Raw genomic sequence first — 14,289 nt, forward strand, 5'->3', positions numbered from 1 at the left:
GTACCAGGGCCGTGACCCCAACTCCGGCGGCGACTACGGTCGCCTGCCCTACCGTCCCGGCCTGCTCACCCTGCAACGCTGACGACACGACACAGATCCGGCACGAAAGATGCCTGATCGTCGCGGATGAGGGCGCTCGCCGAATCGGATGAGCGCCGGCACGCCCCGCGATCGATCGGGTGGGGCCGGAACGGGCGGGCTCGGTCCACACCGAGCCCGCCCGGTCAGTCGGTGGATGCCGTTTGCCGGCCCCCTGGCGGGGAAGTCCCGCGAGTGCGGCGGCGGTGACCGTCGCCGGCAGGAGGGGATGCCGACGATGACGAACCACCCGTCCATCGCACCGCCCCTGAGTGCCGTGGATGCGCCAGCGCGCCTCACCCTCGGGGTGGAGGAGGAGTTCCTGCTGCTGGACCCGGAGACGGGGGAGAGTCTGCCGGTTGCCGACCGGGTGTTGACGGCCCTGCTCGGTGCGGCCCGGAAGCAGAGCCGGCAGGAGTTCCGACACAGCATGGTGGAAATGGTCAGCCCGGTCTGTGCCGACCTGGCCGATCTTCGGGCGCACCTGATCACCTTGCGGCGGGCCGCGGCGGAGGCGGCGCGGTCGGCGGGAGCGCAGTTGGTCGCGGTGGGAGCCACTCCGGTGCACGAGTCGCACCGGACAGTTCCGGATGAACCTCGCTATCACGCCATGTCCCGCCGTTTTGGTCCGGTTGCGCACGATCCAGCCGTGTGCGGCTGTCACGTGCACGTTGGCCTGCCGGACCGGGAACTGGCGGTGCAGGTCTGCAACCACCTGCGCCCGTGGTTGCCGGTGGTGCAGGCGCTCACCGCCAACTCGCCGCTGCACGACGGCGTGGACACCGGCCATGCGAGCTGGCGTTCCATGCAACTGGAGCGCTGGCCGAGCATCGGGCCCACCCCGTACTTCGCCTCGTTCGCCGACTACGACGCGACGGTGGCGGAACTCGTCGACGCGGGCATCATGCTCGACGCGGCGATGGTCTACTGGTACGCCAGACCGTCCGCCACCTACCCCACCGTGGAAATCCGGGTCGGGGACGTCTGCCCGGGGGTGGACGACACGGTGTTGGTCGCGGCTCTGGTGCGAGCCCTGGTCGCCACCATGGTCGGCCAGGTGCGTGCCGGCGTTTCCGCACCCCGCCTACGTAGTTGTCTGCTCGCGGCGGCCCACTGGCGAGCTGCTCACGAGGGGTTGGACGGCCGGCTGATCGATCTGCGCGGCGGCGGCGCGCGTCCGGCGTGGGACCTCGTGGAGGAGCTGTTCACCACGGTGACTCCCGCGCTGATCCGGCACGGCGACTTGTCGTACGTCCAGCAGCAGCTGGCCCGGTTGCGCCGCGACGGCACCGGCGCGGCCCGGCAGCGGCGGGTCATCGCACGCACCGGTGGGGACGTGCGGGCGGTCCTCGACCACCTCGCCGCCGAGACCACCGCCGGTTGAACCGGCAGCCGGCACGCTCAGCGGATGCCGTGGGTCTGTAGCCAGAGTTCGAGCAGGCCCAACTGCCACAGCTTGTTACTGCCCGCGGCGGCCTGCGCCTGTTCGGGGTCGGCGAGCAACGCGTCCACGTACGCCGGCCGGAACAGCCCACGCTCGCGCGCTTCCGGCGCCCGCAGCGCCGCCACCACGAGGTCGCGGACCGGGCCGTCGACGTTGCGTAACGCGGGCACCGGAAAATAGCCCTTAGGTCGGTCGATCACCTCGGCGGGCAGCACCTCGCGGGCGACCTCCTTGAGCACGCCCTTGCCACCTTGGGCAACCTTGTGCTGGGGCGGGCAGGCTGCCGCGAGCGCGACCAGATCCTGGTCGAGGAACGGAGTACGCACCTCCAAACCCCACGCCATGCTCATGCTGTCGACCCGTTTGACCGGATCGTCGGGAAGCATCAGGTGGGTGTCCAACCGCAGCACCGCGTCCAGGGCGGTCTCCGCGCCCGGTGCGTTCAACTCCGCCGTCACCAGATCCCGGCTGGCGTCGACGTCGACGGCGTGTGCCGGACCAACCACCCGGATCAGCTCGCCGTGGTCGCGGTCGAAGAAAGCGGCGGTGAAGGTTCGCGTCGCCTCGGACCGCGGCACCTGGGTCAGGGGCTGGTGGTAGCCGTATCCGGCGAACACCTCGTCGGCGCCCTGCCCGGACTGCGCCACCTTGACATGCGCGGCCACCTGCTCGGAGAGCAGGTGGAAGGCGACCACGTCATGGCTGCCCATCGGCTCGGTCATCGCCTCGACCGTCCGGCGGACGGCCGGTACCAGGTCGTCGTTGGCGAGTTGGATGCGGAGATGGTCGGTGTCGTACGCGCGGGCGACCAGATCAGAGTAGTGGAACTCGTCGCCGGCCTCGCCGTGCCGGCTGTCGAAGCCGATGCTGAAGGTGCGGAGGTGCTGCTGACCGGCCTCGGCGAGCAGAGCCACGATGAGACTCGAGTCGAGCCCACCGGAGAGCAGCACGCCGACCGGCACGTCGGCGACGAGCCGTCGTCGCACTGCGGTACGCAGCGCGTCACCGATCGCGGCCCGCCAGTCCCGGTCGTCCCAACCGGCGTGGGCGGGATCCCGGACGTAGTCCGGCCGCCAGTAGACGCGATCGCGGCTACGGCCGTCGGCCTCGACGACCCGCACGGTGGCCGGTGGCAGCTTCCGTACGCCGCGCAGGATGGTGCGGGGCGCCGGCACGATCGAGTGCCAGGACAGGTAGTGGTGCAGCGCCACCGGGTCCACGCTGGTGTCGATGTCGCCCGCCTGGAGCAGCGCCGGCAACGTCGAGGCGAACCGCAGCCGGCCCGGCGTCTCGGCGAGGTAGAGGGGCTTGATGCCGAGTCGGTCCCGGGCCAGCACGAGCCGACGCCGGGTGCGGTCGATCAGGCCCACGGCGAACATGCCGACCAGATGGTCGACGAACTCCTCACCCCACTGTGCGTACGCCACCAGGATCACCTCGGTGTCACTGGTGGAGTGGAAGGTGTGCCCGGCGGCGCGTAGCTCCTCGCGCAGCTCCGGGTAGTTGTAGACGCACCCGTTGAAGACCAGGGCGAGGCCGAGATCCTCGCGCACCATGGGCTGGCCGCCCGCGTCGGACAGGTCGATGACGGTCAGCCGACGGTGCCCGAGGGTCACCCAGCCATCGCTCCACAGGCCCTCGCCGTCCGGGCCCCGGGACCGCATCGCCTCGGTCATTCGGGTCACCGCGTCGGCGTCGGGCGTGGTGCCGTCGAACCTCGCCTCACCGCTGATGCCGCACATCACGTTCCGCTGTCATGCCCTCTTCCTCACGTCTGTTCGGGTACCGGGCGGTGGCACCCGACCGAACCTCCTACGACCGGCGGTCCTGGTTGTCGGTCCAGCGACCGCCCGTGGTGGACCCGTCGGTCCGGATGACGGTCTGGTTGCCGTCGAGGTCGTTCTCCACGACCCGGCAGTTGACGCAGTCGGCCCGGTCCGTGACCCAGATCCCGTGGGTCTGGGTGGCCGAGCCGCTGTCCCGGATCAGGTTGCCGCGGATCGTGACCGAGTCGGCGGCGGCGTTGACGGTGATGCCGGCCCGGGTGAGGGGCGCGGGGGGCAACTCGTACGCTGTGCCGGGCGCCGGGGTGTCGGCGCTCCAACTGCTGGCGTCGTCGGGTCGGATCGGGGCGAGGGTGAGGGTGGTGGCGTTGTTCGCGGCCACCACGGCGTACCGGTGGCCGACCCGGACCACCTTGCCGCGGTGACCGTCGGCCGGCCAGTCCGCGCCCTGGTCGATGACGGTGTTGCGGGTGTAGCGGACAGACTCGCCGCCCCCGGAGGTGGCGGGGGCGCACTGGCGGCCGTTGTTGCGGATCCGGTTGTTGATGATGACGGCGTCGCGCAGTGGCCGGTCGAAGCGGATACCGTCGCGACTGTTGCCCCAGATGTCGTTGCTCTCGATGACGATTTCCTCGGCGGCCGCCCGGCCTCCGTCGCCGAGATCCTGGTGGTGGTAGCCGTACCGGCCGTTTCCGGTGATCCGGTTACCCCGCACCGTGTAGGGGCCGACGGTGTTGCCGATGTTCACCCCGTCGCGCAGGTTGCCGTCGATGACGCAGTCGGTGAGCAGGCCGCCCTTGCCGGGGACGCCGGTGGTGCCCTTCGCCGAAACCTGGAAGCCGGCCTCCAGGTTTCCCGTCATCGTGCATCCGGTGACGATGAGCCCGTCGGCACCCCAGTCGGAGATGCCGAACCGGTTGCTCTCCGCGTGGCAGCCGCTGATCCGGATGCCGCGCGGCTGAGGTCGGTCGGGGTACTGCATCTCCAGGAAGATTCCGTTTGTCGCGTTGCCGACCGCGACGCAGTTGGTGATGGCCAGCCGCTCCATCGGACCCCAGCCCCCGATGCCGACACCGATGCCGGCCCCGCCCATCTCCAGTCCGTTGTCCATCCGGCCGCATTCCAGCACCCGGACCGCCTCCACCAGGGTGTCCTGGAGGAAGTCGCAGCCGAAGCCGGTTGCGGCGGTGTGGTGGATGAACAGGTTCCGGAACAGACCACCACTGACGAACTGCAACCCGAGTCCCTTGGCCAACGGGTTGTACTGTGCCGACGCCACGCCCTTGCCGTCGATCTCGAAGTCGGCGAATGTGCAGTAGGCCAGGGGCCGATCCGGATCGGCCCCGTGCAACTGGGCGGTGTAGAAGGCCAGCGGCACCGCCTGGGAGCGGTTGCCCTCGTTGCTCAGGACGAAGCGGGTGGCGCCCGGCCCGGCACCCATCAGAGACACCCCGCTGCGCCAGACGGTGCCGGCGTCACGGATCGCGTACACCCCGGGTGGGCAGTAGATCACTCGCGCCCGTCCGTCGGCGGCGAACGCGTCGCCGAGCAGATCCACGAGCGCGGCCAGGGCCGGCTGGTCGTTGGTGGTGCCATCGCCGGTCAGCCCCTGTTCCCGGGCGTTGCAGAGCAACGGTGCTCCGGCCACCGCGTACGGTCGCACGCCGGACGGGGCGGCTGGCACCTGACCTGGCACAGGACATCACCTTCCCCGTGGCGGCAGGCCGACCGGTATCCGGCCGCCGTCCGACCCTCGGGGCTGTGCGACGGCGGGCCTGCCTCGACGGTACGTGGGTGACGTCCCCGGCGAGGACGGATCGCAGAAGAGGACGGAGATCGCCCCGCGGTGACCTCAGGAAGCGGTGACCTCAGGAACCTGCCTCGCCCGTGACGGATCGCCGTTACCGCTGCGACGAGCCGGAAGGTGTCGTCGGGCGACGGCTATGCACGTGCGGACGGGGGGTGGCGCCGACCGGCGCCACCCCCCGTAGAGAGGTTGTTACCGGGCGGTGCAGGAGAGGGTGGGTGTGCCGTTGGTGCCGTTCCAGGAGCCGTTGAATCCGAAGGTGGCGCTGCTGTTGGCGCTCAACGAGCCGTTGTGGCCGACGTTCGAGGCGGTGACCGAGGCGCCGCTCGAGGTGATCGACGCGTTCCAGGAGTTCGTGATGCTCTGGCCGTTGGGCCAGGTCCAGTTCACCGTCCATCCGGAGATGGCGGCGTTGCCGGCGCGGACGGTGACCTCGCCGCCGAAGCCACCGGGCCACTCGCTGGTCGTGCGGTAGGTGGCGGTGCAGGCACCGTTACCGGTCGGCGGCGGCGTGGTGGGCGGCGGGGTCGTGGGCGGGGGCGTGGTGGGCGGCGGAGTGGTCGGCGGGGGCGTGGTGGGCGGCGGGTTGCTGCCTCCCCCGAAGGTCACGTCGCTGCAGATGTAGTACGGCTGGTCGAGGTGGGACGCCTGCCAGATCGTGTAGACCACGTGCCGGCCGGTGCGGTTGCCCGCGTTGACCTGCGCCTCGTAGAGCCCGGTGGTGGGGTACGAGCCGGTGCGGAGCACCAGTTCCAGACTGTTCCAGGTGAGGGGCTGCGTGGTCGGATCGAAGCCCTGCTTGGTGATGTAGATGAGCATGTAGTCGGCACCGTGCCGGGCGCCGTCGGTAAGCGTCAGGGTGAAGTTGTTGGGCATCGGCTTGGCGGTCCAGGCACCGACCGTGTCGAGCGAGGCGTACAGCCCACCCTGGGTACGGCCGCCGCTGCACAGTTGCCCGTCGGGGATGACGGCCTGGTGGTTGCCGCCGACGTTCTCGCGGTACAGGCCGTTCCAGTTCCACATGGTGTTCGGGTTGGCCTGGAATGCCTGCCAGCACATCGGGTCGCTCTGGGCCATGGCCGGGTTGAGGTGGTCGCCACCCCAGCGCTCATAGCAGCCGTAGTTGCGGGACGGCGGGTTCGTGACCGAACCGTGCGCGGAGGCCGGGCCGGGCTGGTTGACCACGACCATGGTGAACGCGGCGACGAGGACGGACGCCGCGCCGAGTCCTAGTCGACGTGCTGTTCGTGCGAGTTTCATTGATGCTCCAGTTGATCCGCCGACGCCGGTGTCGCTCGCCGGGGTGCCCAAACCCCGGGAGGAATGCGTCGATCGATATGACGATCTCAAGAGGGCAGGCGTGTGATCACGCTGCCTGCGACGGCTTGGCGGCTCCCGACCGCGATAGTACCCATCGTATCCACCCGTGTGAATCTTTTCCGGAAGGGGTCGGTGGGTCAGCCGTTGAGGGCGTCCTGACAGGCCCGGGCGAGTCGACGCTGGCGGGTCAGCCGTCGCCACAACCCGAGCGGCGGCGCCACGGCGGTACGCGTAGGTGCCGCCGTGACGGTAAGCAGGCCGTCGGTCAGCTCGCCCCGAGTCGTCCACGGGGTCCACCGTTCGAGGTCGGGGGCGGCGAAGTCGTGCCCCAGCAGCACCGCCGGGCCGTTGGCGGGTACGCGACCCGCGAGGCTCTCCACCCGGACCGCCTTGCTCCCCTCGCGGTCGGGCCGCGTCACCGAGTCCACGTACAGCTGCTGATCGTCGCGGGCGACCGCCAGCACCTCGCCGACCCCGCCGACGCGGGCGCCGACCTCAATCGTCGTGACGACGTCCAGCACCACTATCAGTCGGGGCAGGTACCACCAGTGCTCCCGGCGCAGCAGTGGCGAGTCGATCAGCGCGCGGGCCGGCGGGTACTTGCGCAGTTCCTGGTTGAGCAACTGTTCCGCGAAGAGCGTGCCGTCGCGATCCTCGGTCAGCCGGGGCCGGCCGGTCGCCGCGACCGGCCGCCAGCCACGCCCGGTGAGCCGGTCGTCGGAGACGACAAGTGCCGCGACCGGCGCGGCGGCCAGCCGGCGGGCGAAGGAGACCTCGGCGTACGGGAAGGCGACGGCGGGCCGGTCGTCGAGCAGCAGCGGCGTGACCGGCCGGGCCTGCGGCAGGCCCTCCCGGTCGAGCCAGGCCAGCTCGCCGACGGTGGCGGCCTGGATCGCGCGCCGAACATCCGTACCCACGTCCATGTGATCGAGCCGTTCGGTTGACCTTGTAATGTGATCCCCGTTACATTACCGGCAGGTTTCGGGATCTGCACACGAGCGCCCGCCCCCACGGGCCGCAAGGAGGCAGCCGTATGCCCGCCATCGTCGTCGTCATCGCAGTCATGGCGATGTTCGCCATCGGCTACCGGTACTACTCGCGATACCTCGCCGACCGGGTGTACGGGTTGGACCCGGCATACGTCACCCCGGCGCACCGGTTCTCCGACGGAGTCGACTTCGTCCCCACCAACAAACATGTGCTCTTCGGTCACCACTTCACCTCGATCGCCGGAGCCGCTCCGATCGTCGGCCCGGCGATCGCGGTGTTCTGGGGGTGGGGACCGGCGTTGGCCTGGGTGGTGTTCGGCACCATCTTCGCGGCGGGCGTACACGACTTCGGGGCGCTCGCGGTCTCGGTGCGACACCGTGCCCGCAACATCGGCACCCTCGCGGCGGACGTGATCAGCAAGCGGGCCCGTACGCTCTTCCTGCTGATCATCTTCTTCCTGCTCACGCTTGTGAACGCGGTCTTCGCGGTGGTGATCGGCAACCTGCTCGTGGCGTACCCGGGCGCGGTCATACCGATCTTCGTGGAGATTCCCCTGGCCATCGCGATCGGCCAGTACATCTACCGCACCCGCAGCGCGGCGCTGGTGCCGTCGCTCATCGGCGTGGCCGCGCTCTACTTCCTGATCTGGGTGGGCAACCTCTACCCCATCGAGATCACCGGCTTGGCCGACGCGCTGGGCTTCGAACGGACGCGTGACCTGTGGGTGATCATCCTCTTCGTCTACGCGTTCATCGCCTCCCGGCTGCCCGTGTGGCTGCTGTTGCAGCCGCGCGACTACATCAACTCGCACCAACTGTTCATCGCTATCGCGGTGATCTTCGCCGGAGTGCTGGTCGGGATGGACCGGATCGTGGCGCCGATGTTCAACGACGTGCCGGCCGGCTCACCGAGCATCTTCCCGTTCCTGTTCATCACCGTCGCCTGCGGTGCGATATCCGGGTTCCACTCGCTGGTGGCCTCCGGCACCACCTCCAAACAGCTCGACAAGGAGACCGACGCCCGGTACGTCGGCTACGCCGGGGCGATCGGCGAGGGCAGCCTCGCCCTCGGGTCGATCATCGCGGTCACGGCCGGGGTCGCCGCCACGCGCGCCGAGTGGGAGGGGCTGTACGCCAGCTACGCCGAGGCGTCGGGCGGCGCCACCCGCAACTTCGTCAACGGCATCGCCAGCTTCGCCACAAACCTCGGCATCGAGTTCCAACTCGCGACCGTCTTCGCGGCAGTTGTGGTGATCTCGTTCGCGGCCACCACCATGGACACCGGTGTCCGGTTGCAGCGCTACATCGTGCAGGAGATCGCCGAGTTGGTCGGCTGGCGGCGGCTGTCCCGTCACCTGACCCTGGCCGGCCTGCTGGCGATCGCCGCACCACTGACGCTCGCCCTGCTGCCGGGCGGCGGGGACGCCGGCTACACCTTCGGGGTGCTGTGGCGACTCTTCGGCACCACCAACCAGCTCACCGCCGGGCTCGCCCTGGCCGTCATCGCGGTCTGGGTGCTGCGCCGCCGACGCAACCCGGTCGCGGTCATCGTGCCGCTGGTCTTCCTGCTGGTGATGACGACCTGGGCGCTGATCGTGCAACTGCGCGAGTTCGTGGCGGCCGACGAGTGGGTGCTGGCACCCCTGGACGCCATCATCTTCGTCCTCGCCCTCTGGCTGATCGTGGAGGCGGTGCTCGCCCTGCGCCGCGCCAGCGGCCAGCCCGTCGAGGCGGAAACGGATTCCGGGCCCGGCCCGGACAGCGACGGTGCTGCCGCCACCGACTCTGAGCCGGCCGACCAGTCGCAGCGGGCGGTCGGTGCCGAGTCAGCAGCCGGTGCCGGTGCCACCGACGAACGCCGCTGATGACCCGGCACCGGGTCCTGCTGATCCGACCGTGGGATGCGCCCGGTGCCGGCGCCGGCTGCTGCACCGGCGCGGCCGACATCTGCGTCGAGGGCCGGCACGAGGATCCCGCGTCGGCGCGGCAACGGGCCGACCAGCGCCCGTTGGGCGAGGTCTACCAGGTGGTCCGCGCCGGTCTGCCAGCCGAGATCGAGGTGGAGATCGTCGATCCGCGTAACACGCTGTTCCTGCTGCCGGCGATCGTGCGCGATGGTCGCCGGCACCGGCGGCCCTGGCGGGCCCTGTTGCGAGACCTGGTTCGGGGCACCGGATACGCGGCGATCATCGTGGACGGCCGGGTGGTCAGCGAGTCCGGCCTACCCCCGGCGGAGCAGGCCCTGCACATCGTCCGCCGGGCGATCGACTCGTCGGCCGACCTCAGTTGCCGCAACAGCCGCCGGCCCGGTCGGTAGCCGGCCCTTCGGTGCTCACCAGGTTCAGCGGTGCGGCGAGCAGACCTCCGCTGATACCTGTGGCGAGGCCCTTGCCGGTCCGCTCGGGTGCTGGGCCACAGCAGTCGTCACCGGCGACCGAGTCGGCCGGGTTGCTGCTGCAAACACCGGTTTCGGGCAGTTCGAGTCGTACGTCGCGGGCGGCCTGCCAATCGCCGGCGAGGGCGGCGACCACGGACCGGGTCTGCTCGTAGCCGGTGGCCATGAGGAAGGTGGGCGCGCGGCCGTAGCTCTTCATGCCGACGGCGTAGTAGCCGGGTTCCGGGTGGGCGAGTTCGTCGACGCCGTGCGGCGGGACGGTGCCGCAGGAGTGTTCGTTGGGGTCGATGAGCGGAGCCAGAGCGCGGGTGGCGCCCATGATCGGGTCGAGATCCAGACGCAGCTCGGCCGCGATCGAGTGGTCGGGCCGGAAGCCGGTCGCGGCGACGATCCGGTCCACCGTGATCTGCTCCTGGGCGTCGTCGGCGCGCCGGACGGTCACCGCGACCCGACCGTCGGTAGGGGTGATCGCGTGGACGGAGAATCCGGTCAGCAGGCGGATGCGGCCGGCGTCGACATGCGCCCGCAGCCGCGTGCCGAGCGCGCCGCGAGCGGGTAGTGCGTCGGCGTCGCCGCCGCCGTAGGTACGCGTTGGTGACAGCGATCGGATGGCCCACGTCACCTCGGTGCCGGCTGCGGCGGCGGCGAGCTCGGCGAGCGAGAGCAGGGTGTTGGCGGCGGAGTGGCCGGCACCGACGACCAGGATGTGCCGACCTGCGAAGCGGGCCCGGTCGGTGCCGAGGACGTCGGGCAGGGCATGCTCCAGGTAGGCGGCGGCGTCGGTTTCACCCTGGGCGGGCAGGCCGGAGGTGCCGAGGACGTTCGGGGTGTACCAGGTGCCGGAGGCGTCGATCACGGCCCGGGCGAGGATCTCCCGTCCGTCGGTGAGGCGGAGCAGGAAGGGAGCGGACTCCCGACCGGTGGTGCGCAGCCGGTCGTAACCGAGTCGGCTGATCGCCGCCACCCGCGCGCCGTAGCGCAGATGCGGCTTGAGCTGCGGCAGGTTCGCGAGGGGCTGAAGGTAGTTCTCGACGAGGTCCGCCCCGGTCGGCAGGGCGTCCAGGTCGGGTGCCACCCAGCCGGCCTCGTCGAGGAGCCGACGGGCGGCCGGATCGATGTTGTACCGCCACGGCGAGAAGACGCGGACGTGGGCCCACTGGCGGACGGCGGCACCGGCGCCGTCGCCCGCCTCAAGGACGGTGTAGGGCAGGGCGCGCTCGTGCAGGTGCGCGGCGGCGGCGAGGCCGACCGGCCCGGCACCGATGACAGCGACGGGCAGCTGGTCCAGGTCGCTCATCAGGACTCCTCAGGTTTGATGGTTGTCGAAACAGCTTGTCGTGCGGGTCCCTCATGTGCGGACAGGGATGGCGTCTACCGGCTGTCTCGACGTTCTTCGAATCAGAGAGTTGCACGTTGATTAGACAGGTGTCAACCTAGAGGCATGTCGAATCAGGCGGTGCCGCTTTCCCTCGATCTGACCGCCGTCCCCTGCTGCCCGCCCCTGACGCAGCAGCGGGTGTCAGGTGAGACCGCCGCGCTGCTGGCGCCCGCGTTCAAGGCCCTCGGCGATCCGGTTCGGCTGCAACTGATGTCGATGATCGCCTCGGCCGAGGGCGGAGAGGCGTGCGTCTGCGACCTGACCCCGGCCTTCGACCTGAGCGGCCCGACGATCTCGCACCACCTGCGGGCACTGCGCGAGGCGGGTCTGGTCGACTCCGAACGGCGCGGAACCTGGGTCTACTACCGCGCCCGGCCCCAGCTTCTGCGACAACTCGCCGCCCTGCTCGCGGTCGAACCGACCGCTCCAGCCGACAGTTAGGGCGGCAGGTCCCCGGGTGGAGGTCGTGGCACGGGGACCTGCGCCCGGCGCCGGGAATCCCACCCTCAGGGGTCGGCGTTTCTGCATGCGTACGACGTGAGACCCGAGCCGAGGAGAAACGGACATGAAGGTACGTAGTTCCCTCCGGAAGCCGGGTTCGACGGTGGTACGCCGCCGCGGTCGGGTGGTCGTGGTCAACCGGCTGAACCCGCAGTGGAAGGGCCGCCAGGGCTGACCTGCTGTTCGAGAGGCGACCGACGCCGCTCCTGCTGGCCGACCGGCAGCCCGCCATCTGCGGTCTCGTCGGTGCCGCGGGGTGGCTGCCGGTCGTCGTCGGGTGGTTGCGGCGGCGAGATCCAGGTGACAAGCACCACCGAAATGATCATCAAGAGGAACCACGACGTCAGCTTCGTCAGTGACACCGGATGCCAACCATCCACCTGGCTCGGGTAGAGCCACGCGTTCGACCAGGTGGCGATGTTCTCCGCGAGCCAGATGAAGAAGGCGACGAGGACGAAGGCCAACAGCAGCGGCATGCGCCATCGTGCCCGGAATATCCGGAAGTGCATGACACAGCGGCCGAAGACGAGTGCGACTGCCGTGATGAGCAGCCATCGCACGTCCGGCAGGTAGTGGTTGGCGAAGAAGTTGAGATAGATGGCGACCGCCACCACGGCCGTCAACCAGCGTGGCGGGTAGCGCGTGAAACGCAGGTCGAACAGCCGGTTCACCCGGACCAGATAGGAGCCGACCGCGGCGTACATGAAGCCGCTGAACAGGGGCACCCCGCCTAGCCGGAGCACCCCGTCGGGCTCGTACGTCCACGAGCCGACGTGGGTCTTGAACAGCTCCATGACCGTGCCGACGAGGTGGAACAGGACGATCACCCGTAGTTCGCGCAGGCTCTCCAGCCTTCCCGCGACCATGGCGACCTGGATGGCGACGGCGGCGACGGTGAGGGCGTCGTTTCGGGCGAACGCGGCGTCGTCCGGGTACCAGAGGTGTGCCGCACAGATGATCGCCAGCATGGCGGCACCGAAGACGCACGCCCAGGCCTGCTTGAGCCCGAAGACCACGAATTCGGTAAACCACCCGCCCGGCCCGTGACGCGGTAGCCGGGCCAGCCGGGCGCGGAACCGGGCGTCGATCGCGCGTTCGGCCGTGGTGAGGGTTGGCCGCCCGTCGGGGGTGTGCTGCATCGCTCCGAGGTTAGTGCGCGCCGGCCGGCGCGGACCGAGGGCTCGGTGCAGCGCGCTGACCTCGCTGTTCGGGGTCGGAGTGGGACCGTTCGGTGGTACGACTGGGGTGCGATCACCGGCGACGCGCGGAGGGCGAGGATGTCCAGTGGGTTGCCGGCGCGGCTGCTGCGGCGGCGCGAGGTCTCCCGGCGGCCGTCGTTCCTGGAACTCTTCTTCGACCTGGCCTTCATCCTCGCGCTGAACCGGTTGTCCCGCGCTCTTGAGGACGACCTCGGCGTGGGCGGGGCGTACCGCACGGCGCTGCTGCTGGCCGCCATCTGGTGGGTCTGGTTCGTAACCGCCTGGTCGACCGACTGGTTCGAACCGCGTACGCCATTGATCAGCGGGCTGCTGCTCTGGGTGATGTTCGGCGGGATGCTGATGGCCGCCGCAGCGCCGACCGCGTACGCCGGACATGCGCTGGTGTTCGCCGGTGCGTACGTGGCGATCCATCTGGGGCGGGCCGCCCTGTTGCTGCCGGCCCTGCGCGGGCATCCGCTGCAACTGCGGACCCTGCGGGTGGCGATCTGGTTCGCCGTCTCCGGGGTGCTCTGGCTCGCCGGTGCGTTCGTCGGACCGGCCCAGGTGCTCCTCTGGACGGCGGCGGTGGTGCTGGACTACTCGATGGCGCGACTGCGGTGGCCGACACCAAGACTGGGGCGCAGCAGTTGGGAGAACCTTCAGATCATCGGGGAGCATCTCTCCGAGCGGTACCAGCAGATCTTCATCATCGCCCTGGGGGAGTTGATCCTGACCGCCGGCATCACGTTCAGCCAGAGCGGGTTCGACCTGGGCCGGAGCGCGGCGTTCGCGCTGATGTTCGTCAACGCCGTCAGCCTCGGTCGGCTCTACCTGGTGCCCGGCGGGATGCGGCTCGGCACCGCGATCGAGGCCATGGGACCGCCCGGCAGCCGGCTCGGCCTGCTCGCTGGCTACCTGCACCTGGTGATGATCGCCGGCGTCCTGGCGACCGGGGTCGGATCGCGGTTGATGATCATGGAGCCGTTCTCCCATGAGCTGGCCGCCGTCGTGACGATGGCGGCCGGGCCGACGCTCTTTCTCACCGGCTGGATCCTGCTGGCACTGGCCGTGCACGGCAAGTTCTCCTGGCAACGGCTGATCGGGATGGTTGCCATTCTGATCGCCGCCGTCGCGGGCCACGAACTGTCGTTGCTTGTCAACTCCGCGATCATCACCGGACTGCTGATCCTGATCGCGCACGGCGACACGCTGGCCAACCGCGTGCGCCGACACCGGCAATCGTGACCGGCGGTGCGGACGAGGCGACGCCCGAGGCCGACCGAACGCGCCTGACGGCGAATCCGGGCAAGATGAAATCCTCCGGTTGTCCGGAAGCCGGGTTCGCCGTTCGTCATGTCGGTGGAACCACCGCTGGGACGATTCGACGAAAGGCA

The 14,289-nt window shown here is 70.0% G+C and carries 13 protein-coding genes; 7 read left to right on the forward strand and 6 right to left on the reverse strand.

Annotated features, from left to right (window positions below):
- Together Vse01_RS29955 and Vse01_RS23920 are read left to right on the forward strand one after the other, a co-directional pair.
- The coding region (locus tag Vse01_RS29955) for a non-reducing end alpha-L-arabinofuranosidase family hydrolase (RefSeq protein WP_507762955.1) at nucleotides 1-82 on the forward strand (82 nt) is incomplete at its 5' end.
- Nucleotides 83-316: 234 nt separating this feature from the next.
- The gene (locus Vse01_RS23920; protein ID WP_093411224.1) at nucleotides 317-1,462 is read left to right on the forward strand and encodes a carboxylate-amine ligase; all 1,146 of its coding nucleotides are present in this window, start codon (nucleotides 317-319) and stop codon (nucleotides 1,460-1,462) included.
- Nucleotides 1,463-1,479: 17 nt separating this feature from the next.
- On the opposite strand, the gene Vse01_RS23925 is transcribed toward Vse01_RS23920, so the two are convergent.
- The 4 genes from Vse01_RS23925 to Vse01_RS23940 form a co-directional block, all read right to left on the reverse strand.
- Nucleotides 1,480-3,264 (reverse strand): N-acetylglutaminylglutamine amidotransferase, encoded by a 1,785-nt coding sequence (locus Vse01_RS23925; RefSeq protein ID WP_093411201.1) that lies wholly within the window; start codon nucleotides 3,262-3,264, stop codon nucleotides 1,480-1,482.
- 70 nt (nucleotides 3,265-3,334) lie between these two features.
- Nucleotides 3,335-5,002, reverse strand: a complete 1,668-nt coding sequence (locus Vse01_RS23930) for a right-handed parallel beta-helix repeat-containing protein (protein WP_093411199.1) — start codon at nucleotides 5,000-5,002, stop codon at nucleotides 3,335-3,337.
- A 303-nt stretch (nucleotides 5,003-5,305) separates the two neighbouring features.
- Nucleotides 5,306-6,373 carry a lytic polysaccharide monooxygenase auxiliary activity family 9 protein gene (locus Vse01_RS23935; RefSeq protein ID WP_093411197.1) on the reverse strand — a complete coding sequence of 356 codons (1,068 nt, stop codon included), beginning with the start codon at nucleotides 6,371-6,373 and terminating at the stop codon, nucleotides 5,306-5,308.
- 197 nt (nucleotides 6,374-6,570) lie between these two features.
- On the reverse strand, nucleotides 6,571-7,356 hold the full coding sequence (locus Vse01_RS23940; RefSeq protein ID WP_093411196.1) for a hypothetical protein: 786 nt from the start codon (nucleotides 7,354-7,356) through the stop codon (nucleotides 6,571-6,573).
- A gap of 110 nt (nucleotides 7,357-7,466) precedes the next feature.
- On the opposite strand from Vse01_RS23940, the gene Vse01_RS23945 reads away from it, so the two are divergent.
- Together Vse01_RS23945 and Vse01_RS23950 are read left to right on the forward strand one after the other, a co-directional pair.
- A complete protein-coding gene (locus tag Vse01_RS23945; protein WP_232511481.1) occupies nucleotides 7,467-9,287 on the forward strand; it encodes a carbon starvation CstA family protein in 1,821 nt (606 codons plus the stop codon).
- A complete protein-coding gene (locus Vse01_RS23950) occupies nucleotides 9,287-9,739 on the forward strand; it encodes a hypothetical protein (protein WP_093411194.1) in 453 nt (150 codons plus the stop codon). Before Vse01_RS23945 ends, Vse01_RS23950 begins: the two co-directional genes overlap by 1 nt.
- Here Vse01_RS23950 and Vse01_RS23955 read toward each other — a convergent pair.
- Nucleotides 9,705-11,114, reverse strand: coding sequence for an NAD(P)-binding domain-containing protein (locus Vse01_RS23955; protein WP_093411192.1), 1,410 nt, complete (start codon nucleotides 11,112-11,114; stop codon nucleotides 9,705-9,707). The two genes, Vse01_RS23950 and Vse01_RS23955, sit on opposite strands and share 35 nt — an antisense overlap.
- Before the next feature lie 144 nt (nucleotides 11,115-11,258).
- On the opposite strand from Vse01_RS23955, the gene Vse01_RS23960 reads away from it, so the two are divergent.
- Nucleotides 11,259-11,636 (forward strand): ArsR/SmtB family transcription factor, encoded by a 378-nt coding sequence (locus Vse01_RS23960; RefSeq protein ID WP_093411189.1) that lies wholly within the window; start codon nucleotides 11,259-11,261, stop codon nucleotides 11,634-11,636.
- Nucleotides 11,637-11,760: 124 nt separating this feature from the next.
- Nucleotides 11,761-11,871 (forward strand): 50S ribosomal protein L36, encoded by a 111-nt coding sequence (locus Vse01_RS23965; protein WP_093411186.1) that lies wholly within the window; start codon nucleotides 11,761-11,763, stop codon nucleotides 11,869-11,871.
- Here the strand turns inward: Vse01_RS23965 and Vse01_RS23970 are convergent.
- Nucleotides 11,831-12,835, reverse strand: a complete 1,005-nt coding sequence (locus Vse01_RS23970; RefSeq protein ID WP_093411184.1) for a DUF817 domain-containing protein — start codon at nucleotides 12,833-12,835, stop codon at nucleotides 11,831-11,833. The genes Vse01_RS23965 and Vse01_RS23970 overlap by 41 nt on opposite strands.
- 138 nt (nucleotides 12,836-12,973) lie before the next feature.
- Here Vse01_RS23970 and Vse01_RS23975 point away from each other — a divergent pair, with 138 nt between their 5' ends.
- Complete coding sequence (locus Vse01_RS23975; protein WP_093411181.1) at nucleotides 12,974-14,140, forward strand: low temperature requirement protein A; 1,167 nt, start codon at nucleotides 12,974-12,976, stop codon at nucleotides 14,138-14,140.
- Nucleotides 14,141-14,289: the final 149 nt, after the last annotated feature.

The organism is Micromonospora sediminimaris (assembly GCF_016863575.1).
In the GTDB taxonomy this organism is placed as follows: Bacteria; Actinomycetota; Actinomycetes; order Mycobacteriales; family Micromonosporaceae; genus Micromonospora; species Micromonospora sediminimaris.

What these genes read in the sequence shown, in the direction of transcription:
- Vse01_RS23945 (WP_232511481.1), top strand. Translation starts at nt 7,467, where the DNA reads ATGCCCGCCATCGTCGTCGTCATCGCAGTCATGGCGATGTTCGCCATC.
- Vse01_RS23960 (WP_093411189.1), top strand. Translation starts at nt 11,259, where the DNA reads ATGTCGAATCAGGCGGTGCCGCTTTCCCTCGATCTGACCGCCGTCCCC.
- Vse01_RS23970 (WP_093411184.1), bottom strand. Translation starts at nt 12,835, where the DNA reads ATGCAGCACACCCCCGACGGGCGGCCAACCCTCACCACGGCCGAACGC.
- Vse01_RS23920 (WP_093411224.1), top strand. Translation starts at nt 317, where the DNA reads ATGACGAACCACCCGTCCATCGCACCGCCCCTGAGTGCCGTGGATGCG.
- Vse01_RS23935 (WP_093411197.1), bottom strand. Translation starts at nt 6,373, where the DNA reads ATGAAACTCGCACGAACAGCACGTCGACTAGGACTCGGCGCGGCGTCC.
- Vse01_RS23975 (WP_093411181.1), top strand. Translation starts at nt 12,974, where the DNA reads ATGTCCAGTGGGTTGCCGGCGCGGCTGCTGCGGCGGCGCGAGGTCTCC.
- Vse01_RS23940 (WP_093411196.1), bottom strand. Translation starts at nt 7,356, where the DNA reads ATGGACGTGGGTACGGATGTTCGGCGCGCGATCCAGGCCGCCACCGTC.
- Vse01_RS23950 (WP_093411194.1), top strand. Translation starts at nt 9,287, where the DNA reads ATGACCCGGCACCGGGTCCTGCTGATCCGACCGTGGGATGCGCCCGGT.
- Vse01_RS23965 (WP_093411186.1), top strand. Translation starts at nt 11,761, where the DNA reads ATGAAGGTACGTAGTTCCCTCCGGAAGCCGGGTTCGACGGTGGTACGC.
- Vse01_RS23955 (WP_093411192.1), bottom strand. Translation starts at nt 11,114, where the DNA reads ATGAGCGACCTGGACCAGCTGCCCGTCGCTGTCATCGGTGCCGGGCCG.
- Vse01_RS23925 (WP_093411201.1), bottom strand. Translation starts at nt 3,264, where the DNA reads ATGTGCGGCATCAGCGGTGAGGCGAGGTTCGACGGCACCACGCCCGAC.